Source organism: Orientia tsutsugamushi, assembly GCF_900327275.1.
Taxonomy (GTDB): domain Bacteria; phylum Pseudomonadota; class Alphaproteobacteria; order Rickettsiales; family Rickettsiaceae; genus Orientia; species Orientia tsutsugamushi.
Window position 1 is genome coordinate 186,847 of sequence record NZ_LS398548.1, and the last position, 19,415, is coordinate 206,261.

The 19,415-nt window shown below is 29.7% G+C and carries 18 protein-coding genes and 6 pseudogenes; 10 read left to right on the forward strand and 14 right to left on the reverse strand.

Annotation, left to right across the window (positions count from 1 at the left end; all coding sequences use genetic code 11):
* The first annotated feature begins 119 nt into the window (after window positions 1-119).
* The 3 genes and pseudogenes from DK405_RS00935 to DK405_RS00945 all read left to right on the forward strand — a co-directional run.
* A complete protein-coding gene (locus DK405_RS00935) occupies window positions 120-575 on the forward strand; it encodes a conjugal transfer protein TraD (RefSeq protein ID WP_045915087.1) in 456 nt (151 codons plus the stop codon).
* A 324-nt stretch (window positions 576-899) separates the two neighbouring features.
* Window positions 900-2,309 (forward strand): tetratricopeptide repeat protein, encoded by a 1,410-nt coding sequence (locus DK405_RS00940; protein WP_109510552.1) that lies wholly within the window; start codon window positions 900-902, stop codon window positions 2,307-2,309.
* 156 nt (window positions 2,310-2,465) lie between these two features.
* A pseudogene (locus tag DK405_RS00945) lies at window positions 2,466-2,720 on the forward strand (conjugal transfer protein TraD); the annotation flags it as partial.
* Window positions 2,721-2,787: 67 nt separating this feature from the next.
* Here the strand turns inward: DK405_RS00945 and DK405_RS00950 are convergent.
* From DK405_RS00950 to DK405_RS00985, 8 genes are all read right to left on the reverse strand, one after another.
* Window positions 2,788-3,822 carry an Rpn family recombination-promoting nuclease/putative transposase gene (locus DK405_RS00950; RefSeq protein WP_109510554.1) on the reverse strand — a complete coding sequence of 345 codons (1,035 nt, stop codon included), beginning with the start codon at window positions 3,820-3,822 and terminating at the stop codon, window positions 2,788-2,790.
* Window positions 3,823-3,946: 124 nt separating this feature from the next.
* The gene (locus DK405_RS00955; protein ID WP_109510555.1) at window positions 3,947-4,552 is read right to left on the reverse strand and encodes an HD domain-containing protein; all 606 of its coding nucleotides are present in this window, start codon (window positions 4,550-4,552) and stop codon (window positions 3,947-3,949) included.
* A gap of 41 nt (window positions 4,553-4,593) precedes the next feature.
* Window positions 4,594-5,088 carry an ATP-binding protein gene (locus DK405_RS00960; protein WP_109510556.1) on the reverse strand — a complete coding sequence of 165 codons (495 nt, stop codon included), beginning with the start codon at window positions 5,086-5,088 and terminating at the stop codon, window positions 4,594-4,596.
* Between the two features lie 18 nt (window positions 5,089-5,106).
* Entirely contained in the window at window positions 5,107-6,039 is a 933-nt protein-coding gene (locus DK405_RS13545; RefSeq protein WP_231967541.1) for a sensor histidine kinase, read from the reverse strand.
* A 16-nt stretch (window positions 6,040-6,055) separates the two neighbouring features.
* Window positions 6,056-6,382, reverse strand: coding sequence for an ATP-binding protein (locus DK405_RS00975; protein ID WP_231967543.1), 327 nt, complete (start codon window positions 6,380-6,382; stop codon window positions 6,056-6,058).
* Window positions 6,383-6,462: 80 nt separating this feature from the next.
* Window positions 6,463-6,633, reverse strand: coding sequence for a hypothetical protein (locus DK405_RS13550; RefSeq protein ID WP_231967545.1), 171 nt, complete (start codon window positions 6,631-6,633; stop codon window positions 6,463-6,465).
* A 129-nt stretch (window positions 6,634-6,762) separates the two neighbouring features.
* A complete protein-coding gene (locus tag DK405_RS00980; RefSeq protein WP_064613070.1) occupies window positions 6,763-7,464 on the reverse strand; it encodes a sensor histidine kinase in 702 nt (233 codons plus the stop codon).
* 64 nt (window positions 7,465-7,528) lie between these two features.
* Window positions 7,529-7,807: a hypothetical protein gene (locus DK405_RS00985; RefSeq protein WP_045915527.1), complete on the reverse strand. Its 279-nt coding sequence runs from the start codon at window positions 7,805-7,807 to the stop codon at window positions 7,529-7,531.
* 366 nt (window positions 7,808-8,173) lie between these two features.
* Here DK405_RS00985 and DK405_RS00990 point away from each other — a divergent pair, with 366 nt between their 5' ends.
* From DK405_RS00990 to DK405_RS01000, 3 genes are all read left to right on the forward strand, one after another.
* A complete protein-coding gene (locus DK405_RS00990; RefSeq protein ID WP_410522026.1) occupies window positions 8,174-8,869 on the forward strand; it encodes a DNA adenine methylase in 696 nt (231 codons plus the stop codon).
* A 453-nt stretch (window positions 8,870-9,322) separates the two neighbouring features.
* The gene (locus DK405_RS00995; RefSeq protein WP_231967546.1) at window positions 9,323-9,775 is read left to right on the forward strand and encodes a hypothetical protein; all 453 of its coding nucleotides are present in this window, start codon (window positions 9,323-9,325) and stop codon (window positions 9,773-9,775) included.
* Window positions 9,753-9,923, forward strand: a complete 171-nt coding sequence (locus tag DK405_RS01000; RefSeq protein WP_231967548.1) for a hypothetical protein — start codon at window positions 9,753-9,755, stop codon at window positions 9,921-9,923. The genes DK405_RS00995 and DK405_RS01000 overlap by 23 nt, the downstream gene beginning before the upstream one ends.
* On the opposite strand, the gene DK405_RS01005 is transcribed toward DK405_RS01000, so the two are convergent.
* Complete coding sequence (locus DK405_RS01005) at window positions 9,913-11,244, reverse strand: replicative DNA helicase (RefSeq protein WP_109510557.1); 1,332 nt, start codon at window positions 11,242-11,244, stop codon at window positions 9,913-9,915. The genes DK405_RS01000 and DK405_RS01005 overlap by 11 nt on opposite strands.
* A gap of 8 nt (window positions 11,245-11,252) precedes the next feature.
* The gene (locus DK405_RS01010; RefSeq protein WP_109510558.1) at window positions 11,253-12,968 is read right to left on the reverse strand and encodes a DnaA N-terminal domain-containing protein; all 1,716 of its coding nucleotides are present in this window, start codon (window positions 12,966-12,968) and stop codon (window positions 11,253-11,255) included.
* 192 nt (window positions 12,969-13,160) lie between these two features.
* On the opposite strand from DK405_RS01010, the pseudogene DK405_RS16005 reads away from it, so the two are divergent.
* The 3 genes and pseudogenes from DK405_RS16005 to secD form a co-directional block, all read left to right on the forward strand.
* Window positions 13,161-13,256: pseudogene (locus DK405_RS16005) on the forward strand (IS982 family transposase); the annotation flags it as partial.
* Window positions 13,257-13,858: 602 nt separating this feature from the next.
* The gene (yajC, locus tag DK405_RS01020; RefSeq protein ID WP_045912949.1) at window positions 13,859-14,239 is read left to right on the forward strand and encodes a preprotein translocase subunit YajC; all 381 of its coding nucleotides are present in this window, start codon (window positions 13,859-13,861) and stop codon (window positions 14,237-14,239) included.
* Window positions 14,236-15,798: a protein translocase subunit SecD gene (gene secD, locus DK405_RS01025; RefSeq protein WP_045912948.1), complete on the forward strand. Its 1,563-nt coding sequence runs from the start codon at window positions 14,236-14,238 to the stop codon at window positions 15,796-15,798. The genes yajC and secD overlap by 4 nt, the downstream gene beginning before the upstream one ends.
* 97 nt (window positions 15,799-15,895) lie before the next feature.
* On the opposite strand, the pseudogene DK405_RS15575 reads toward secD, so the two are convergent.
* Together DK405_RS15575 and DK405_RS01035 are read right to left on the reverse strand one after the other, a co-directional pair.
* Window positions 15,896-16,084, reverse strand: a pseudogene (locus DK405_RS15575) (IS630 transposase-related protein); the annotation flags it as partial.
* Between the two features lie 524 nt (window positions 16,085-16,608).
* A pseudogene (locus DK405_RS01035) lies at window positions 16,609-16,860 on the reverse strand (hypothetical protein); the annotation flags it as partial.
* A 62-nt stretch (window positions 16,861-16,922) separates the two neighbouring features.
* Here DK405_RS01035 and DK405_RS01040 point away from each other — a divergent pair.
* Window positions 16,923-17,576: pseudogene (locus DK405_RS01040) on the forward strand (transposase family protein).
* Between the two features lie 20 nt (window positions 17,577-17,596).
* Here DK405_RS01040 and DK405_RS01045 read toward each other — a convergent pair.
* Window positions 17,597-17,785: pseudogene (locus DK405_RS01045) on the reverse strand (IS5/IS1182 family transposase); the annotation flags it as partial.
* 379 nt (window positions 17,786-18,164) lie between these two features.
* A complete protein-coding gene (locus tag DK405_RS01050; RefSeq protein ID WP_045912813.1) occupies window positions 18,165-19,367 on the reverse strand; it encodes a pyridoxal phosphate-dependent aminotransferase in 1,203 nt (400 codons plus the stop codon).
* Window positions 19,368-19,415 lie beyond the last annotated feature (48 nt).

The following is a 19,415-nucleotide window of genomic DNA, read 5'->3' on the forward strand; positions in this document are numbered from 1 at the left end:
TCACGTTTTTTTGACTATAATTATTTGATGTTGGTTTGGTAGGCGCGGTTTTTTTTCTTTACTGGAATTTTATTTTGATATATTCTTGCCTGATTTTTTTATCTTTCTGAATTACTAACATGGCAAATCTTATGCAGCAAAAAATTACTCTTCAACAAAAAAAGGCTAGGCTAATCATGGATGAGGTTAACCTTAAAATTAAAGAACGTAAAATGCGTACTCGACGTCTTATCGAAATGGGTGGATTAGTTGCTAAAGCTAAGCTTGATCACTTATCAGCAAATACTTTATTTGGTGCAATTGTTTCACTAAAAGAAACTTTAACACAACATCCAAATGTTCAGGATCATTGGACTACAATAGGTAAAGATATTTTTGATAAAGAACAGCAAAATAAAGCGGCTGTGATTTTAAAATTCACCTCTGAACCAGATGAAAACACTAAGCGCCACATTCGCCTTCATGGCTTAAAATGGAACAGTTTTCGTCAAGAATGGTGCGGCCATGTTAAGGATATTGAGGCCTTAAAGAATGGCCTTCTCAATGTTCAGTATAAACTTGAGCTTGTATCTTAGATAATAGTTCAAACTATATGCATAGCTAGCAATATCACTACTGATAGAAAATATAGAGTAAGAATTTCAGAGTAACATAACTGATGGTAATAATAAAAAAAAATAAAGAATTTTGATGAAATCTCTGATAGTATTAAAAATAAGGCTGTAAAAAAGAAAATTTGTAACAGCACATTTGATTTAGCAATTATCACAGCTAATCAAAAATTTAAAGGGTAATTTTTATAAATCATATGAAATATATGACAGTATTATTAATACAGTTACATCTGTTGCATCAAAATAATCTGCTCATATAACAGTATTTAATTTTAGGGTAAAGATATGCTAGCAAACAAATATTTTAGTAAAGGGAATTCATTTTTTCAGTTAAGAAAATATCAAGAAGCAATTAAAAATTATGATGTAGCTATTAAGTGTAATCCAGATTTTATAGAAGCTTATATGAATAAAGGAATTGCTTTAAGGGAATTAGGACAATATCAAAAGGCAATAGAAATTTTTGATACAGCTATTAGATATGAACCAGATTTGGCAAAAGCTTATTATGCTAAAGGACTTTCTTTATACGAACTAGGACAATATCAAGAGGCAATAAAGAATTTTGATATAGCTATTAAGTATAAACCAGATTTTGCAGAAGCTTATGTTAATAAAGGAATGGCTTTAAAGGCATTAGCACAACATCAAAAGGCAATAGAAATTTTTGATACAGCTATTAGATATGAACCAGATTTGGCAGAAGCTTATTATTCTAAAGGACTTTCTTTATACGAACTAGGACAACATCAAGAGGCAATAAAGAATTTTGATATAGCTATTAAGTATAAACAAGATTTTGCAGAAGCTTATGTTAGTAAAGGAATGTCTTTAAGGGCATTAGCACAATATCAAGAAGCAATAGAGAACTTTGATTTAGCTATTAAGTACAAACCAGATTTTACACTAGCTTATTATTCTAAAGGATTTTCTTTATCCGAACTAGGACAACATCAAGAGGCAATAAAGAATTTTGATACTGCTATTCAATACAACCCAAATGATGCAGAAGCTTATTATTCTAAAGGACTTTCTTTATACGAACTAGGACAACATCAGGAAGCAATAAAGAATTTTGATACTGCTATTCGATACAATCCAAATGATGCAGAAGCTTATTATCATAAAGGAATATCTTTAGACGACAAATTAGGCCAATATCAAGAAGCAATTAAAAATTATGATCAAGCTATTCAATATGATTCAACTAATCTAGGTATTTATATTAATAGAGGAGTTTCTTTATGCGAACTTGGACACCATCAAGAGGCAATTAAAAATTATGATGTAGCTATTAAGTATAAACCAGATTTTGCACTAGCTTATGTTAATAAAGGAAATGCTTTGAAAAAGCTTGATAAGCTACTAGAAGCAATTGAAAATTATGATCAAGCTATTAAGTATAAACCAGATTTACCAAATGCTTACAATAATAAAGGAACTGCTTTATGTACACTAGAACAATATCAAGATGCAATAGAGAATTTTGATTTAGCTATTAAGTATAAACCAGATTTTGCACTAGCTTATGTTAATAAAGGAGCTGCTTTGAAGGAATTAGGGCGACATCAAGAAGCAATGGAAAGTTGTGAACTGGCTGTTAAATATGATTATGATGATGAGTACGCATACCAGTTAGCAAATGAACTTGCAAAAAAATTAAAAAAAAGCAATCTCCACATCATAACTGATTAATTTTTAGAATCAAGGTACAGAGTCACATGTTCATAAGTTAAGAATGTTTTATTATTCTAGATTATAGACTATATATCAAAAAATATTCCTAAATATTAAGAGATATAGTCTTAAATCTTAGAGTTCAAAAAATAATGCTACTTTTTTTTGAACCAGCTATCTTTACATCCAAATGTTCAGGATCATTGGACTACAATAGGTAAAGATATTTTTGATAAAGAACAGCAAAATAAAGCTGCTGTGATTTTAAAATTTTCCTCTGAACCAGACGAAAACACTAAGCGCCACATTCGCCTTCATGGCTTAAAATGGAATAGTTTTCGTCAAGAATGGTGCGGTCATGTTAAGGACATTGAGGCCTTAAAGAATGGCCTTCTCAATGTTCAGTATAGTATAGAACTTGTAGTGTGATATAAAGCATCTAATAGAAGTAGCATACAACACATCAAAAGTAAGATTTTGTGTTGTATATTCATTATTATTTTACACTATTTTTTAAATTTAATACTTCTTGTATTGATAAATCCGTATATTCAGCAATTGTCTCAACTGATAATTCAGATTTCAATAATTTTATTGCAAAATCTTTTTTTGCTTCAGCTTTACCTTCAGCTTTACCTTCAGCTTTACCTTCAGCTTTACCTTTAGCTTCACCGAGCTTTATGCCTTCAGCTTTACCTTCAGCTTTACCTTCAGCTTTACCTTCAGCTTTACCTTCAGCTTTACCTTTAATCTCACCGAGCTTTATGCCTTCAGCTTTACCTTCAGCTTTAGCGCGTTCGAGTTTATAATCTTCTACTGCTTTATTATCCCATATACGCTTTAACTCTTGTTCATAGGTTATTAGTTCATCTTCGCTCCAATTAAACTGATCTAATGCCTCATACGCTTTTTTTATTATTAAATCTTCACCTATTATTTTACTATATCCATCTAATGTTGTTTCTTTTGCATGTTTAAAAAAATAGCACCACTTCTCTGTTATATTATTCAACTCTTCCACTCTCTTTTTTTTAAATTTTGGTAATTCTATAAAGGTAAATGAAAAGTCCTTTAGATCATGCTCATATGTCTTTTTATCCAATATTACATGCCTTGATATATAGTCTTCTTTATTTGGAAACAATTTATAATCTGCTATAGCTATAAATATAACTTCCTTTAGGTCTGAGTATTTTCCTTCCTTTCCTCTATTTGGTTGCCTACCATATGCTTTTGCGGCATAATACTGGGCTCTTTTTTCAAATCCTTGTGTAGGATCTACTTGCATTTCTATTATATATTGTGTTCCGTTTTTATCTTTACACAAAACATCTACTATTGATTCTTTTTTGGATGCTATGTCTGCATCTAATATCGTTCCTAAAAACTTTACTTCTGTTATTTTTTTATTCCCTTCAAACAATAATATATCGTTCAGAAAATGTATTAGTATGTCCTTGTTTTTTTCTGATCCAAATATCTTTTTAAATGCTATATCATTCTTTGGGTCTAAAAATCTTGATACATCCATATGTTTTTCATATTATTTTGTGCTCTTTTTAAATTATACAACAAAATAACTTACATGAACATTATCTTATTAAATTTTAATTTCTGCAATTCACTACATTAACCACCTATTAAACGTTAGTTTATTAGGTAGCATAACGCTCACAGTATTTATTTAGCTCTATAGCAATTTCTGGTAATTTAAGATATTCAGCAAGAGGTATAAATTCTTGCTGCGTTTCTAGTATGATTTCTTGTCTTCTTTTGGCTGGCTTTATGAATATAGTTTTAATATTATCCAATCGGTCCAATAGTTTGATTAGTAATAGCTCTACTTTATCTTGATTCACTAATGTTTGAATCATTTTCATGGAACTGGTTTTCTTACCACCTCTGTTTCTTGTAAGAGCTAGAACTTGCTCGGCAATGTTATCATTAAATTCCATTGCTATCTTTTCTTTAGTTAGTTTTGTGTCTTCGATGGTATCATGTAGTATTGCTGTAATAATCGTATCTGTTTCAAAGCTGTAGTCTGATATCATATAAGCTACTTCTAATGGATGTGTGTAGTATAGTTCTCCTGTATCTCTCTTTTGCTGACCATGATATTTTTGGGCATAAAATATTGCTTTTTCAACTTTATCAAGATCAATGTGTTTATCAAGATCAATGCGTTTATTAAAACTATGATTAATCAAGTCCAGCTTATCAAGTAGTTTATTGATATGTTCACAATTTAAAAATGCCAACATTATTTCCTCCATCCCCATTAATAATTCTAATTTTCAGTTTCTCAGCGAACTTCGATAGGTATACTACACGTGAAAGCTGTATACTTGTCTTGCTGACTTTTTAGTTTAATTTTTCCAGTTATATCATGTATAAAACGTTTAACGAGTTGTAATTCAGATTCTAGTACTGCATAGCTTTTGATATGTAAGTTTCTGAGCTCATTATTTATCTTTTTTACTTTTTCAGCTGAAATTCCAATTCCGTTATCAAAAACAATTAATTGTAATATTCTATAATTTGTCTTTTGATTTGCAGAAGGCAGCAAATCAACTTCAACGCTAATTTCTCTGCATTGACTATTAGTAGCATTGCCAATTAATAGTATTAGTACTGCCTGTATTTGAAAACTATTTACAATGATTAAATCTTTTATATCATTTTTGAAGTTGCAGCTAAGATTTATTCCTTTATTTTCTGTGAATGGCTTCAGTGCTCTAATAGTATTATTTACTTTTGCTTGAATACCAAAATCTCCAGATTTTATAGTATGACTCATAAAATGCTTCCATATCTTTTAATTAAGTTGTACTGGTATATCGCAAGTAATAGCTGTGCACTTATTTGCCTCGCTCTTTATCTCTAATTTTCCACTTAGTTTGTTAACAATGTAATTTGTAAATCCTAGACTCGAGTCTAATATTTCTGGATCTCTAATTGAATGCAAATCAGTAAATTTTGCATTTATTTCTTGTAGTTTTTCTTGTGAAATACCTTTTCCGTTATCACGTACTATGAATCTTAATATTCTGTCTTTTTCATTTACCTTTCGATACGGCGAAGTAAATAACCTAACTATAACATCAACCTGACAGCTTTTATTAACTCTAATAGCTCCACTTATTAATTGACTAAGTATAGTTTGCAATAGACAACTATCTCCAATAACAATGTCATTTATGTTGTCCTGAACATTGTAACTGAGCGATATTTCTCTATCTTCAGCAATTTCTTTCAGCGAACTAATTGTATCCTTCAATAGTTTTTGTATGCTAAATTTTTTTAAATGTACGTTTTGAAGCTCAATTTGGTCTCTAAGTGAGTAAACCATACTGTTACAGCAGTCTTGTAGGTTAGCAACACAATTAAGTATTCTTGTTAAGCTAGTAGTTTTATATTCATCTTCTTTGAAATCATTTTGCCCACATAGTAGATCATCTGCTAGATGTCTGATTTTAGCAGTAGCAAGATCAAACATATATTTAATTTTTTGAATCAAATCTATACAATATTGCTTCATTGATTCAGCTTCCTCTAGATAATCTTCCGCTTGTTGTAGCTTTATTTTCATTCCAATATATTTATCTGCATTCATATTTTCGGTACGAAGATAAATATTTCTTTCCTTAGCTGTAGATACTAATTTGGCTGAAATAGGTGGTAGATGAATTGTCCAGACATCTTGAGAAATGTCTTTTGTTTTATTGATATTCTTTTTTTTATTTTTCATAATATTCTCCATTTGACTAATGTTGTGAATTTAAATTACTAATTTGTATTGGAATGCTAACTAAAAACTTTGTATAATGCCCTTCTTTACTGTCTATCTTAATGCTTCCTTTCATTTCATATGTAAGATGTTTGATAAGTTCTAACCCTGAATCTAATGCTTGATGCTTAATTAAGTGTGGTTTTTTTAATTCAGAGTTCATCTCTTGTAATTTGTTTTTTGAAATGCCAGCTCCTATGCTATGCACTACAAATTGCAATATTCTATCTTTTGAATTCGATTGTTCATTTTTAGGAGGCAAAAAATCAATGCTAACTCTAACTTTGCTATTTGTACTATGCATAATAGCACTACCAACTAACTGAGTGAGTACAGCTCTTATTCGAAACCTATCTCCAGTAATAATATCGTATATGTCATTTCCTATTTTTCCCTTAGCTCTATATTTTCATCTTCAGCAATTAATCTGATTGCTGCAATAGTACCATTTAGCATTTTTCGTAGGCTAAATTTTGCTAGTTCTACATTCGTTGATTTTATGGTTTTTCTAAATACACAAATTTTATCATTTAGATCATTATTGTTATTTTCCACATTATTCTCCTATGGTGAAGTTTATTAACTTTGTTTTTTTAGAAATTTAAAATAGCAAGCTTAGCTAACAATTAGCTAAGCTGACTGGTATATCACATATGGCTTCCGTTTGCATAGTTGCATCCTAATTTAGGTATATAATTGAATTGGCACTTCAAACGAAGAAGATATGTAGTTACTTCCTTGATCTATTTTGAGATTTCCTTTCATTTGATGTGTAAGCTGTTTTATAAACACCAACCCTTGTCCTAGCTCTTGATGTTTTGTTAAATTCGAATTGCTTAGTTCAGAATTCATCTTTTGCAATTTTTCTTTCTGAATGCTAGGGCCTGTGCTTTGTACTAAAAATTGTAATATTTTATCTTTTGAATCTGTTTTTCCATCTTTAGAAGGTAATAAATGAACACAAATATTAATCGTTGTACATTTAGTGCCATGTATAATAGCACTTTCAGCTAACTGGCTTAGTACAGCTCTTATTCGTAAACTATCTCCAATAATACTGTCTTTTATATTAGCCTGAAAATTGCTTTTTAGATCTATTCTATCATCTTCAGCAATTGCTTTTAGTCTAGCAACAGCATCCGTTACAAAGGTTTGTAGGCTAAAATTTTCTAGTTCTACATTCTTTGATTCTATGTTTTTTCTAAATACACAAATTTTATCATTTAGATGATTTATTAGTTCATCAAGTGAGCCTAACGTATCTGTTATTTTTGCTATTGCATCTTGCTTATATCCTACTAGTTCTACTATATTCTGCTTTGTTTTATTGCAGTTATTTACTATATGCCTAATATATTGAATCAAATATATATTGTTATTTTCCATATTATTCTCCTATGGTTAAGTTTATTAACTTTGTTTTTTTAGAAATTTAAAATAGCAAGCTTAGCTAACTGTTAGCTAAGCTGATTGGTATATGACATATGGCTTCCCTTAATGTTGATTTTTTATTTTCTATTATTTCGGACTGAAGTGTTCTAACATCTTCTGACTCACTTTTGAGCTGTTTGAATACATCTATTATATTTAAGTTTAGTGTTTTAATTTGATGTGTAAGTTTTAAAAGCTCTTTATCACCAGCTGCTAGATGTCTTAGTAACAGTTTTGACTGTATATTTTTATTAAATATACTTTTATTTTTCTGTTGACCTTCGTTTCCAAGAGACATAGAATTCCCCTACTGTTTTTGTTTGAAAAATGGTTTCTGAAGATTAATAGTAAAAGCTCAACTCTTTATTGCATTTAATCTTCAACCTATTATCATTAAAGTTTTGAAACCTAGATAATATAAGGTATAGAGCAGTATTGTAATTTTTATTAGTCTATTAAAATCTTTTAATTTTTAGGTTAAATTTTTGCATAATAATCTAATGTTGATGCGAAATTATCACATTCCTTGCTTATGGTTATAATAAATCTTATTCAAAAAGGATACATAAAAAGCCTTGTAAGCGTTATTATTACTAGCACTACAAGCTGTTTTCTGGTATAATCTCAATAGAGATTCAACTAACAGAGATTAATTAAACTTCAGGTGTCAGTAGCTGTTGCTAATAAGTCTAAGCCTTTTCTTCATTGGATTGGTAGTAAACGAAGAATTGTTAATAAATTAATAGAACATCTTCCTCAAGGTCCACACTATAATTACTATGAACCATTCCTTGGTGGAGGTGCTTTATTTTTTCAAGTTAGGCATCTTTTTAAACAATGTTTTTTGTCTGACATCAATCTTGATTTAATTACTAGCTATAATGCTGTTAAAAATAATCCTAATGAGGTCAATAGATTACTGAGTTTATATCACAAACATCATTCAAAGGATTATTATTATAAAGTTAAAAACAAATATAGTAATAATCCGAATGAAATTACCGCAAAATTTATATATCTTAATAAATATTCTTTTAGAGGAATTTATAGAGTCTACAAAAACGGACAATCTGCTCAAACATTTTCTGGTGAATGCTACATTAAACTCCACATTGCATCTAGAATAAACCAATGCAGCAACCTTTTACATGGTGTATCAATTTATGCTACAGATTTTTCATTTATAGAGCCTCAACAAAATGACTTTGTTTATTTCGATCCTCCTTACCATAAATCTGGAGAACAGTTCTATAATAGTCTTCCAAGTGTTATATGCTTTCAAATAATAGCACTACCTTCATTAGAGACATATACAAAGACTTCTTCATCACTCATATTGAGTCACATACTCTATCAATGAACAACGAAATCTCGTTAATTAGCTAATCATTACTAACTATTAAACCTGTAATGATAATACTACAAAGGTAGGCTTAAGTGCTTTCATTATTCTTTAAAAATTTTAATATTCTAAATTGTTGACCTTTTTATCAAAAGATGTCAATTTAGACCTTTTACATTATATATTTCATCTTTTTTTTTATTCTAAACTGAAATTAAAAGTGATTTTTAATTTTTTGCTTAAGTTCTGATTTTGAAGAAGGACTTAACTACAGATTGATTCTAAAAGAATGGCATGATATATATTATTCGATTAATGTATATTATACTCTTTAGTCAAAAGATATATTTAGTATTACACAGTCAACCTATATAAGGAGCTTAGAATATGCATCGTAGGAGCAATAGAGAATTTAATATCCAAGCAATGGGCAGCATCCAATTATGCCAGACCCTTAGAGATAGAGATGTATTGTCAGGAACTATTATAACAGAGATTTATAATAGAGCTTTGTTTTTACTGCAAACTGAAGATACAAGATACAATAGATTGCAGTTTGATGCTAGAGGTTTAGCAACAATTTTATATCAATTTGCAAAATTAAACTATGTTATAGGTCATGAGTTTATTGATGCCTGGGCAAATAAAGCTATAAATCTAATGGATGAATTTAACTCTCAAAATTTAGCTAATTCACTATTGGCATTAGGCTGGTTAGGAATTCAGCCACAAGATACATTCATTCAGGCTTGGATACATCACGCTACTAAAAGTATTGAGAAATTTAATACTCAAGATTTAGCTAATTCCATATGGGCATTAGGACGGTTAGGAATTCAGCCACAAGATACATTCATTCAGGCTTGGATACATTACGCTACTAATTGTTTCTCAATTAGAGATGTTAGAGGAGATATTCTATGATGCACAAGAGAGTACACCAGAGCAATCAACAAGCGAAATTGCACATCATTCTGAATTACAACCAGATGATGTATTTTACGATGCATACGAATATATTCCATCAGATCCACTAACACATGAATCTTCATCTTATGACATCAAGCATTAGATAACATATGTTCTTCTGATTTTGAGGCACATAGTTTGTAGTCCTTAGAATCTGGATTCGGTTCTGATCTAGACAAGTAATATTCGTCACGATATATAAGCATTACAATATCGGCGTCCTGTTCAATTGAGCCTGATTCTCTTAGATCTGAAAGAATAGGCTTTTTATCTGACCTTTGTTCTACAGCTCTAGATAATTGAGATAACGCAATTATTGAAATATTGAGCTCTTTAGCAAGAGCTTTTAAGCTCTGAGTAATTTCAGAAATCTCCTGCACTCGATTATACTGACTCACTCTGTTATCAATTTTTATTAGCTGTAAATAATCAACAAATAATATTGCTAAATTATGAGTACGTTTAAGTCTACGAGCTCGAGATCTAATTGCAGATATCGAGATTGCAGGAGCATCATCTATAAAAAAATTCCACTTTTGTATTTCATTTTGTACAGTCTTTAACTTATCAATATCTTGTTCACCTATTTTACCGTTAAATAATGCAGAGCTATTAATTTCGGATTCTATAGAAAGAATTCGAGTTGAGATTTGCTGAGATGACATTTCTAAAGAAAAGAATCCAACTGATGGCACTACATTATCTTTAGTATTTTTTTGAGTAAGAAAATATTTACAAGCATTTATTGCTAAGTTAACTCCTAAAGCAGTTTTACCCATTGATGGCCTGCCAGCTAATATTATTAGGTCAGAATTTTTAAATCCTCCAAGCTTTGAATCAAGGTCAAGTAGTCCACTACTAATACCGTTAATAGAGTTTTTATTTTTAATAGCAGATGAAATTGATGTCCATGATTCTTCAATTGAAGTTTGTAATTTTGTAAATCCTTTACTTAAAGTTCCTCTTGCACCTAGATCATATAATTGAGATTCAGCAGTTTCGATCTGAGTTATAGCTAAATCTGCTAAAGTAGAAGAATATGCATTTGTTACTATTTTTTCTCCAATTTCAATTAAATAACGCCGCAGCGCAAGGTCATATACTATTTTGCCGTACTCATTAACATTAACTATACTTAATGCTAACGTTGTAAGTTTAGCTAGATAATCCACTCCACCTATTTCCTCAAATGCGAGTTCATTGCCTAGCATATTTTTGAGCGAAATTACAGTAGCGCTAATTCCTTTACTAATAATGAGATTAATTGACTTGTATATTTTACCATGTAATGGTTCATAAAAATGTTCCGGCAGTAAAAATTCGTTAATGTTATATAGCGCACGATTGTTAATCAGAATTGCACCAAGTATCATTTGCTCTGCCTGAATATTACTTGGAGCAATCTTTGCAAGATCTTTTTCCATATCACCCTTTAAATTTTATTAAAATTACTAAACTTAACTAACTCAAAAGAAAATCCTTGAGCTTTAAAAGCGGGCTCAAGATCTTTCAGATAGTTCTCTCTGATGTAACTGTCTTCAAATTCTGTTTTTGCTTTAATGAATATTTTTTTATTAACATTATCTTCATTTATAACTTCTAATTTGCTAAACCATGATTTATCGATAGCTTGACCGTAACTTTTAATCAAAGATTCTCGTACTTTGTACCAAACTGAGTTGGAGCCTAGCTCTTTACTAAGTTCTGAAAGGTGATCTTCATCACTTATTTGTTGCTGTAAAACTGTTGTTTTTTGATACTCAGTTATGCTATTGGTAACTTGTTTTGATTCGTCAAATGGTATAACTTGTAACTGCTCAATATCGTTGCCATACACAGCTTGTACCTCCTGTAGTATCTTGAATTTAATATGATCTGACAGTGTAATATTCTTAATCAACTTGATGTAATATTTGTTTTTAACCGCTGCTCCAAAATCACAAGATGTCAAAATTTGATAAGCCATATCTGCTTCAAAGACTCCAGCTATTTTACGCTTCAACTGAGCCTTCATACTACGATCTGTACTAGATTCAATATTTGCTAGATACTGTTCTTTAAATCTTCCTACATCATTAAATCTAAAATTTCCACTATTAGCCTGATCAGTAGTTAGTAATTCATTTGCTAACGCTTTTGCCATATAGCTTAGCACTGCTATCTTATTTGCAAAATGACGGAATGAATATTTATTTGATAACTTCAACAGTAATTGATTTATGAAGTATATGTTGAAGCTTCTACTAGACATACGTTGTAGTATAACTGCATCTTCTGGTGTTAGTGGATAATAATCTGCTAGTCTTTTTCTTTTGGGGTAGCATTCATTCTTTTCAACCTCTGAATCCTTAGTAATAGCTGAAGTTGCTAACTCACTATTTTGCTCATAATCCTTGTTTGATGGCTTGTCATTACTAACATCACTAAGCTCATAGAAATTCAAATTCTGTTGTTGCTGTTGATTTTCTTTTTCATTTTCTACTAACTCAATTTCTATAAAATCATCATATTCCGTATATTTAAACTTCAAATTTTGCTGTTGATCTTCATTTTTATTTTGATCATTCTCTACTAACTTATCTTCAGTAGATCTAGATCTATTATTATTTTTTTTATTATTATTATATCTATATATGTACCTGAAACTTTTTTCAGGTTCACCTGAAATTTCTTTCAGGTTGGAGCGAAAAATTTTTTGGGTTAGATCAATAATTTTTTCTCCTTTTGTTTCTTTTTCAGTGAAACGCTGAAAATTTTTTAGAAGTTTTATACATGGAACATTATGCAACTTAAAGTTGTCTTTAATTATTGTCCTATTTTCGACTTCAATAAAACCTGCATCTCTTAATTCTACTAAGCATTGCCTAACTCTTCTTTGACCAACATTCAGCTTATCTTCATAAAGCTGATAACTTTCCTGTAATTCATCTATATCTTTGTTGTAATAGATATGTAGTCTATATACTATAAAGGATAAAAGCTGTTTAGATGTTTTACTTAATGCTTTTCCATTATCTCCAGTTAGCTTTCTCCATTCTGGTGGAATGATACTTCCAATAAAGTTATAAAATATTGTGTCATTATTGTTACTATTATTTTTAACAAAATTACAACCATTGGTTAAAATATCGAATACTACAGGTCGCATTTTTCATCTCCAAAAATACAGCTATAGTAGGTGTTTTAGAAAATAATTTTTTTACAAAATTACAGTCAAATTTTTATGCAAAAGGTAGAAAATAGGTAGAAAAAAATTATTATGCCAAACATATATAAATCTTCATACTGATATTATCTGCCTTAGAAGACCAATTTTGCTTATAGGCAGTGTTAATGTTAATTCTTTGTTCATATAATTGCTTCTCTTGCTAGTTATTCTATCTCTAAACTTAATCTCCATCTTATCTCTTCTTCTTCTCATGACTCCTTATCCTAAACTGACATTTATAATACTTGTATATTACATATTTCTAATTGTTTCTTATCCTAAATTTGCATTTACAGACATATGAGCAATAAATAAACTGTTATTAATTGAAACTATATTTAAAGATATTACATAATATCTCTTGTAAACCTTTTGTATTATACCTTTCATACTTTTTTTGATCCTAAACTAACGTTAGAAATAATAATTTTATAAAAACTTACATCTTTTCTTGATTTTTAACACATTGTCTTGTATGTAAGACTCAAAAATACTTTTATTGCAATTGCTTTCAAATAAAAAAATGAGCAATAACTTTACCATTTCAAAGACCAGCTATCATACTTCTTTTCATGTGTAATAATAAGCTTTTTTACCATAGCACATGTGACCTATTGAGCTCAATTCATAGTTACAGCATGCATTATCTTCTGTTTCTTTTATTAATTTCATTATTTCATTTCTTTTCTGATGTAACTTACTTTTTGATTTATGCTATATCATAATGTAAGTTTGAAAAATAACATACAGATATAAACTTAGTGCAAAATATTAGATTTTATGATAAAAGCTTAAATTATCTATAGCAACAATTTAAAATATTGAATAATATGTCACAAGCTAATAACATCAATACTGATAATACAAACAATAATATAACAGTAGTAGATCAAACACTCGATGATACTAAGACAGCTATTCACTGGGAATGGATTAATATAATACCATTAGTTTTAGTTTTTACAGTAGTATATTTCTTGTTAATTAGACCTCAAGAAAAAAAGCGGAAAGAACATGAACAACTTATTCGCACTATAAAAAAAGGAGAACAAGTTATTACAACTAGTGGAATATATGCTTCAATTGTTAGTATTGATGAAAGTACTGATATTATAACACTTGAAATTGCTCCTGGTACTAAAATCAAAATTTTGAGAGCAGCTATTGCTGATGTTATTAGTAGAAAACCAGCGTCAAAAGGCAGTAAATGAAGCAATTCTTATTTAATAAAATATTTATTACAGTACTAATTACAGCTACAGCACTTTGCTTCGTAGTTCCGAATTTTTTTGATACTACAAAATATCAATGGTTACCTCAAAAAACTATTAACTTAGGATTAGATTTAAAAGGAGGGTCGTATGTTCTGCTCCAGTTAGATTTTGATACCTATGTTACAGAGCAATTAAATATTATTGTTGGAAATCTTAGAAAAGAATTACGAAATAATAAAATTGGTTACAAAGAGTTAAAAATTCAAAAGCAATATATTCATTTAGAGTTACGAGATAGCGAAGCTCGTTTTAAAGTAGAAAATTTATTGCGCAACTTAGAGACAAGTATACTAATTAAGTTTAGTCAAAATAATAAGCTACACATTAGCTTCACAGATCATAAATTATCAGAGTTAAGAGAATCTTTGATAGAAAATAGTATGGAAATAATAAGAATGAGAATTGATAGTAGTGGAACAACCGAAGCAAATATTCAAAAACATGGAGATAACAACATAATATTAGAAGTGCCAGGAATTGAAGATCCTAAACATTTAAAAAATTTAGTTACCAAAATAGCAAAGCTTACTTTTAACATTGTTGATAGTGGAACTGTTGCTCAAGATCAGCACATATCTAAAGATTTGATGCTAGTTAAGGAACAGAATAATCCAGAAAATAAATTATTAGTAAGAAGACAGCCAACAATAGGCGGAGATTTGCTTACTAATGCAAACGTAAGTTTTAATAAGTATTCTCAGCCTGTAGTTTCATTCACATTTAATAGCTTAGGAACTAAATTGTTTGCTGATATTACAAAAGAATACCAAGGTAGACGGTTAGCTATTATTTTAGATGGCAAACTGTTAAGTGCTCCTGTTATTTCTGAACCAATATTAGGAGGAGCAGGTATGATTTCTGGCAATTTTTCTATCGAATCAGCAAAAGAACTTAGCCTATTACTTAAATCTGGAGCACTGCCAGCTGCATTAAGCGTTATAGAAGAAAAAACAATAGGCCCAACTCTTGGAAGTGACTCAATTCAGGCAGGTAAATTGGCTGGTTACATTGGATTCGTTTTGGTATGTATTTTTATGTTATGTATATATGGCATTTTAGGATTATTTGCTAATATAGCATTATTTTTTAGTTTGATATATATATTGGCAATATTATCAATGTTACAAGCAACATTAACGTTGCCAGGAATTGCTGGTATAATATTAACTATCGGTATGGCTGTTGATGCTAATATATTAATTTATGAACGAATACGTGAAGAGTTACAAAATGGAAGCTCGATTTTATATTCAGTTAGAGAGGGATTTAAATTGTCTTTTGCCACTATTATTGACTCCAATATTACTACTTTATTAGCTGCAATTCTGCTTTATATATTTGGTACTGGAGCAGTCAAAGGTTTTGCGATAACACTAGCAATTGGTATACTATCTTCTATGTATTCAGCAACAATTATAACTAGGCTGTTAATAGATTCATGGGTAAAGTATAAACTTCCGATAAAGTTAAGTACTACAACAATTTGTAAGAGGTAACTAATATATGCACAAAGAGATTTAATATATAACATTTATTAAGGCGATATACTTAGCTAAAAAGAGTATTAGAAGTTGCAAGAGGAAGATTAGGCTACTATAGCAAAACTACTATAAAGCAATTATAATAATAAGATGTTAAGATGTATGTAATATTTAATCTCTTTAATGCTTTTTGTATACTAGACTTACTTGCTCCTAGCCATTCAGCTCTTTCATATTGATATGCGTCACTATATTGATTCACATCTTCTTTTAGTTTATTGATAGAGATTTTTGTTGGATCTCTGTTTCTGTTTTTTTAACTGCAATATTTTTTTTTACTTCATACAAATACTTTATTCTTTTCTATCCTAAAACGTTTTGGTTCTGATTCAAAACTTATTTTCTCTCTTTCCCTTATATACAGTATGTTTAAAACTTTTTTCCTAAAATCTATAGAATATGTCATCTTAATTACTTTTTCATTATATCTTATTATTATAATTGTTTTATAGTATTATTTAGAACAAAAATTTAGACAAAATGAGTGAAAAAATAGTGCCATATCCAGATTTATAGTTATTTACAATGAGTTTTAAGCAAGAAATAAGAGATAAAAATTAATAGAATCTGTTGGTTATAAAGTTATTTTTTTGCTACCTTATTCTTCAGATTTAAATTGGATAGATATGAATCTATCGTAGCTTCTTTCTATGCTCAAACCTCATTGTAAATGACTATATCTGTTAGAGAAGCTAGAAAAAAGCAAAAGAATTTAAAGACATTAATGGCGAAAGAAGTAGTATATTAGACCTCTTTCGAAACTGATTAAGGTAGTTCAAAATTATAAATGCCAGAGATCAAATTAAATCTAAGACCGAATCTTTTACGTCTATTTCGATATTTATCAGCAATAGTTTTGAACTGTTTTAGCATAGCAATAACGTTTATTTGAGTTTTTAGTGTATGCCTTTTCTTCTTTCATGAATAATAGAATTTTTGTTTTTTTTTAGGCCTTTCTATAGAACCCTCAGTAGCATCAATCAAGACTACTTCATAATTCATATCACTCTTCATTAAATTTCTTTCAAAACTAGAGAATGATGTAGAATAGTGTTATAAATATGTGATTTGAAGTAATAATGAAATTCGATCAGATTAAAGAGTTAAAAGATGAAAAATTTCGTCGATTAACAAGGAGTAAGTAAGGGAACATTTTCAAAGATGGTGAATATTTTGAAGAAAGCTGATGGTATTAAGAAATTAAATGGTGGGCGTAAAAATAAGCTCAATTTGGAGGAACAGTTGCTGATGGTGTTAGAATACCTTAGAGAATACGGTACTTATTTCCATATAGGTCAGAACTATGGGATTAGTGAAAGTTCAGCATATAAAGCTGTAAAATGGGTATAAGACACCCTAGTTAAACACCAAAATTTTGCTCTTCCAGGTCGTAAAGCTATAATGAAGAGTGATATGAATTATGAAGTAGTCTTGATTGATGCTACTGAGAGTTCTATAGAAAGGCCTAAAAAAAACAAAAATTCTATTATTCATGAAAGAAGAAAAGGCATACACTAAAAACTCAAATAGTGCTAGACAAGAAAACGCGCCAAGTAATATGTAATGATAAAAAAAATAATCCTAGGTTAGCAGGAGAAAGGGTTGTGAATGAAAACGTTATTGCTATGCTAAAACGGTTCAAAATTATTGCCGATAAATATCGAAATAGACGTAAAAGATTCAGTGTTAGATTTAATTTGATCTCTGGCATTTATAATTTTGAACTACCTTAACCAGTTTCAAAATATGTCTATTCTCTAAGGTATTCTAACACCATCAGCAACTGTTCCTCCAAATTGAGCTTATTTGTACGCCCGCCTTTTGATAAAGACCATCAGCTTTACTTAAAATATCCCACCATCTTTGAAAATGTTTCCTTCCTTACTCCTGTTAATCGACGAAATTTTTCATCTTTTAACTCTTTAATCTGATCGAATTTCATTATTACCTCAAATCAGATCTTTATAACACTATTCTACATCATTCTCTAGTTTCAAAAGAAGTCTAATATCTTTATCAGTTAAATTTGAAAAGGGGGAGGAAAAGTATAAGTATAGCTTCTTGTTATAGTTACCAATGAATTTTTGAAAATTACCAGAATAATAGTAGTTAATTTTATCTGCATAATAATCTGTAAAACCTTCTGTAAACTACTTTAGCCCATTCAACATATTACATCATGTTATTCGTGATTATTGACGTTGCTATCCTGATAATGAGATATATTTGTAGGCATATAGTTCTTGGAATACTTCACAATATCAAGTTAAGATTTTGTAGATTCTGTTTTGTCTACTTATGTAAATTATATGACAAACTTACTATATCAACTGCTCGCAAGCTTTTTTGATTTGCAGACATGCAATATTTAGTTCTGTTGTATCTACTGCATAAGATAATCTAAAGTATCCATTTATACCAAAAGCTTCGCCAGGTACTACTGATACTTCTGCCTCTTCAAGCAAGTAGCAAGCAAAGTCATTACTTGTGTTTATTTTTTGACCAGTAGAGGTAACTTTATGTAAAAGTTCTTGACAAGAAACAAAAAGATAAAATGTTCCTGTTGGTTTATGGCACTTAAGCCCAATGGTATTATTGAGAATATTAAAGGCTAAATCTCGGTTTTTTTGTAAAATTGTAATATTATCTTGAATATGACTCTGACTACCTGTTAATGCTTCAATTGCTGCAACTTGACTAATAGAACAAGGATTAGAAGTACTATGGGACTGAATTTTAATCATTGCTTTAATAATTTCGCTATTGCCAGCTCCATAACCAATGCGCCACCCAGTCATTGCATATGCTTTTGAAACTCCATTAACAATAAATATTCTTTCCTTTAAACTTGGAGCTATAGCTGCTAAAGTATAAAATTTATTGTTATCAAATATAATATGCTCATAAATATCATCACACATTATGTGTATATTTTTATGTATGCTAAGTATTTCTGCTAATAATTTTAACTCTTCAATTGTATAAATGGCACCGGTAGGATTATTAGGTGAATTTAGTAATAGCCATTTAGTTTTATCAGTAATAGCATTACTAAGTTGTGCTGGAGTAATTTTAAAATTAGAGCTTTCATGACAATAAATAAATTTACTAGTAGCGCCAGTTAGAGATACAATATCAGGATATGACACCCAGTATGGTGTTGGAATAATAACTTCATCTCCTATATCCAAAGTAGCTAATAGAGCATTAAAAATAACTTGCTTAGCTCCAGAGCTAACTATTAGCTCATCTAGTTGATAATCAAGATTATTTTCAGTCTTGAATTTGTTTTTTACTGCTTGTTTTAATTCTGGCATGCCATCAACATTAGTGTATTTTGTCATACCGTGATTTATAGCTTTAATAGCTTGAGCTTTAATGTTATCAGGAGTATCAAAATTTAACTCGCCTACACTTAAGGAAATTATATTTTTACCTTGTTGCCGAAGTTCAGATGCCTTTTTTGCAACTGCTAATGTTGGAGAACTTTTTATACGATTGATTCTATGAGTAATAAGTGACATAAATTAACTACATAATTGTAATATTTAAAGCTATAAATTATTAAATTA

Excerpts from the sequence above, each read along its gene's own strand:
- DK405_RS00960 (WP_109510556.1), bottom strand. The coding sequence starts at position 5,088 with ATGAGTCATACTATAAAATCTGGAGATTTTGGTATTCAAGCAAAAGTA.
- DK405_RS00940 (WP_109510552.1), top strand. The coding sequence starts at position 900 with ATGCTAGCAAACAAATATTTTAGTAAAGGGAATTCATTTTTTCAGTTA.
- DK405_RS00980 (WP_064613070.1), bottom strand. The coding sequence starts at position 7,464 with ATGGAAAATAACAATATATATTTGATTCAATATATTAGGCATATAGTA.
- DK405_RS01050 (WP_045912813.1), bottom strand. The coding sequence starts at position 19,367 with ATGTCACTTATTACTCATAGAATCAATCGTATAAAAAGTTCTCCAACA.
- DK405_RS00950 (WP_109510554.1), bottom strand. The coding sequence starts at position 3,822 with ATGGATGTATCAAGATTTTTAGACCCAAAGAATGATATAGCATTTAAA.
- secD (WP_045912948.1), top strand. The coding sequence starts at position 14,236 with ATGAAGCAATTCTTATTTAATAAAATATTTATTACAGTACTAATTACA.
- yajC (WP_045912949.1), top strand. The coding sequence starts at position 13,859 with ATGTCACAAGCTAATAACATCAATACTGATAATACAAACAATAATATA.
- DK405_RS01010 (WP_109510558.1), bottom strand. The coding sequence starts at position 12,968 with ATGCGACCTGTAGTATTCGATATTTTAACCAATGGTTGTAATTTTGTT.
- DK405_RS00955 (WP_109510555.1), bottom strand. The coding sequence starts at position 4,552 with ATGTTGGCATTTTTAAATTGTGAACATATCAATAAACTACTTGATAAG.
- DK405_RS00935 (WP_045915087.1), top strand. The coding sequence starts at position 120 with ATGGCAAATCTTATGCAGCAAAAAATTACTCTTCAACAAAAAAAGGCT.
- DK405_RS13545 (WP_231967541.1), bottom strand. The coding sequence starts at position 6,039 with ATGAAAAATAAAAAAAAGAATATCAATAAAACAAAAGACATTTCTCAA.
- DK405_RS01005 (WP_109510557.1), bottom strand. The coding sequence starts at position 11,244 with ATGGAAAAAGATCTTGCAAAGATTGCTCCAAGTAATATTCAGGCAGAG.
- DK405_RS01000 (WP_231967548.1), top strand. The coding sequence starts at position 9,753 with ATGTTAGAGGAGATATTCTATGATGCACAAGAGAGTACACCAGAGCAA.
- DK405_RS00985 (WP_045915527.1), bottom strand. The coding sequence starts at position 7,807 with ATGTCTCTTGGAAACGAAGGTCAACAGAAAAATAAAAGTATATTTAAT.
- DK405_RS00975 (WP_231967543.1), bottom strand. The coding sequence starts at position 6,382 with ATGCATAGTACAAATAGCAAAGTTAGAGTTAGCATTGATTTTTTGCCT.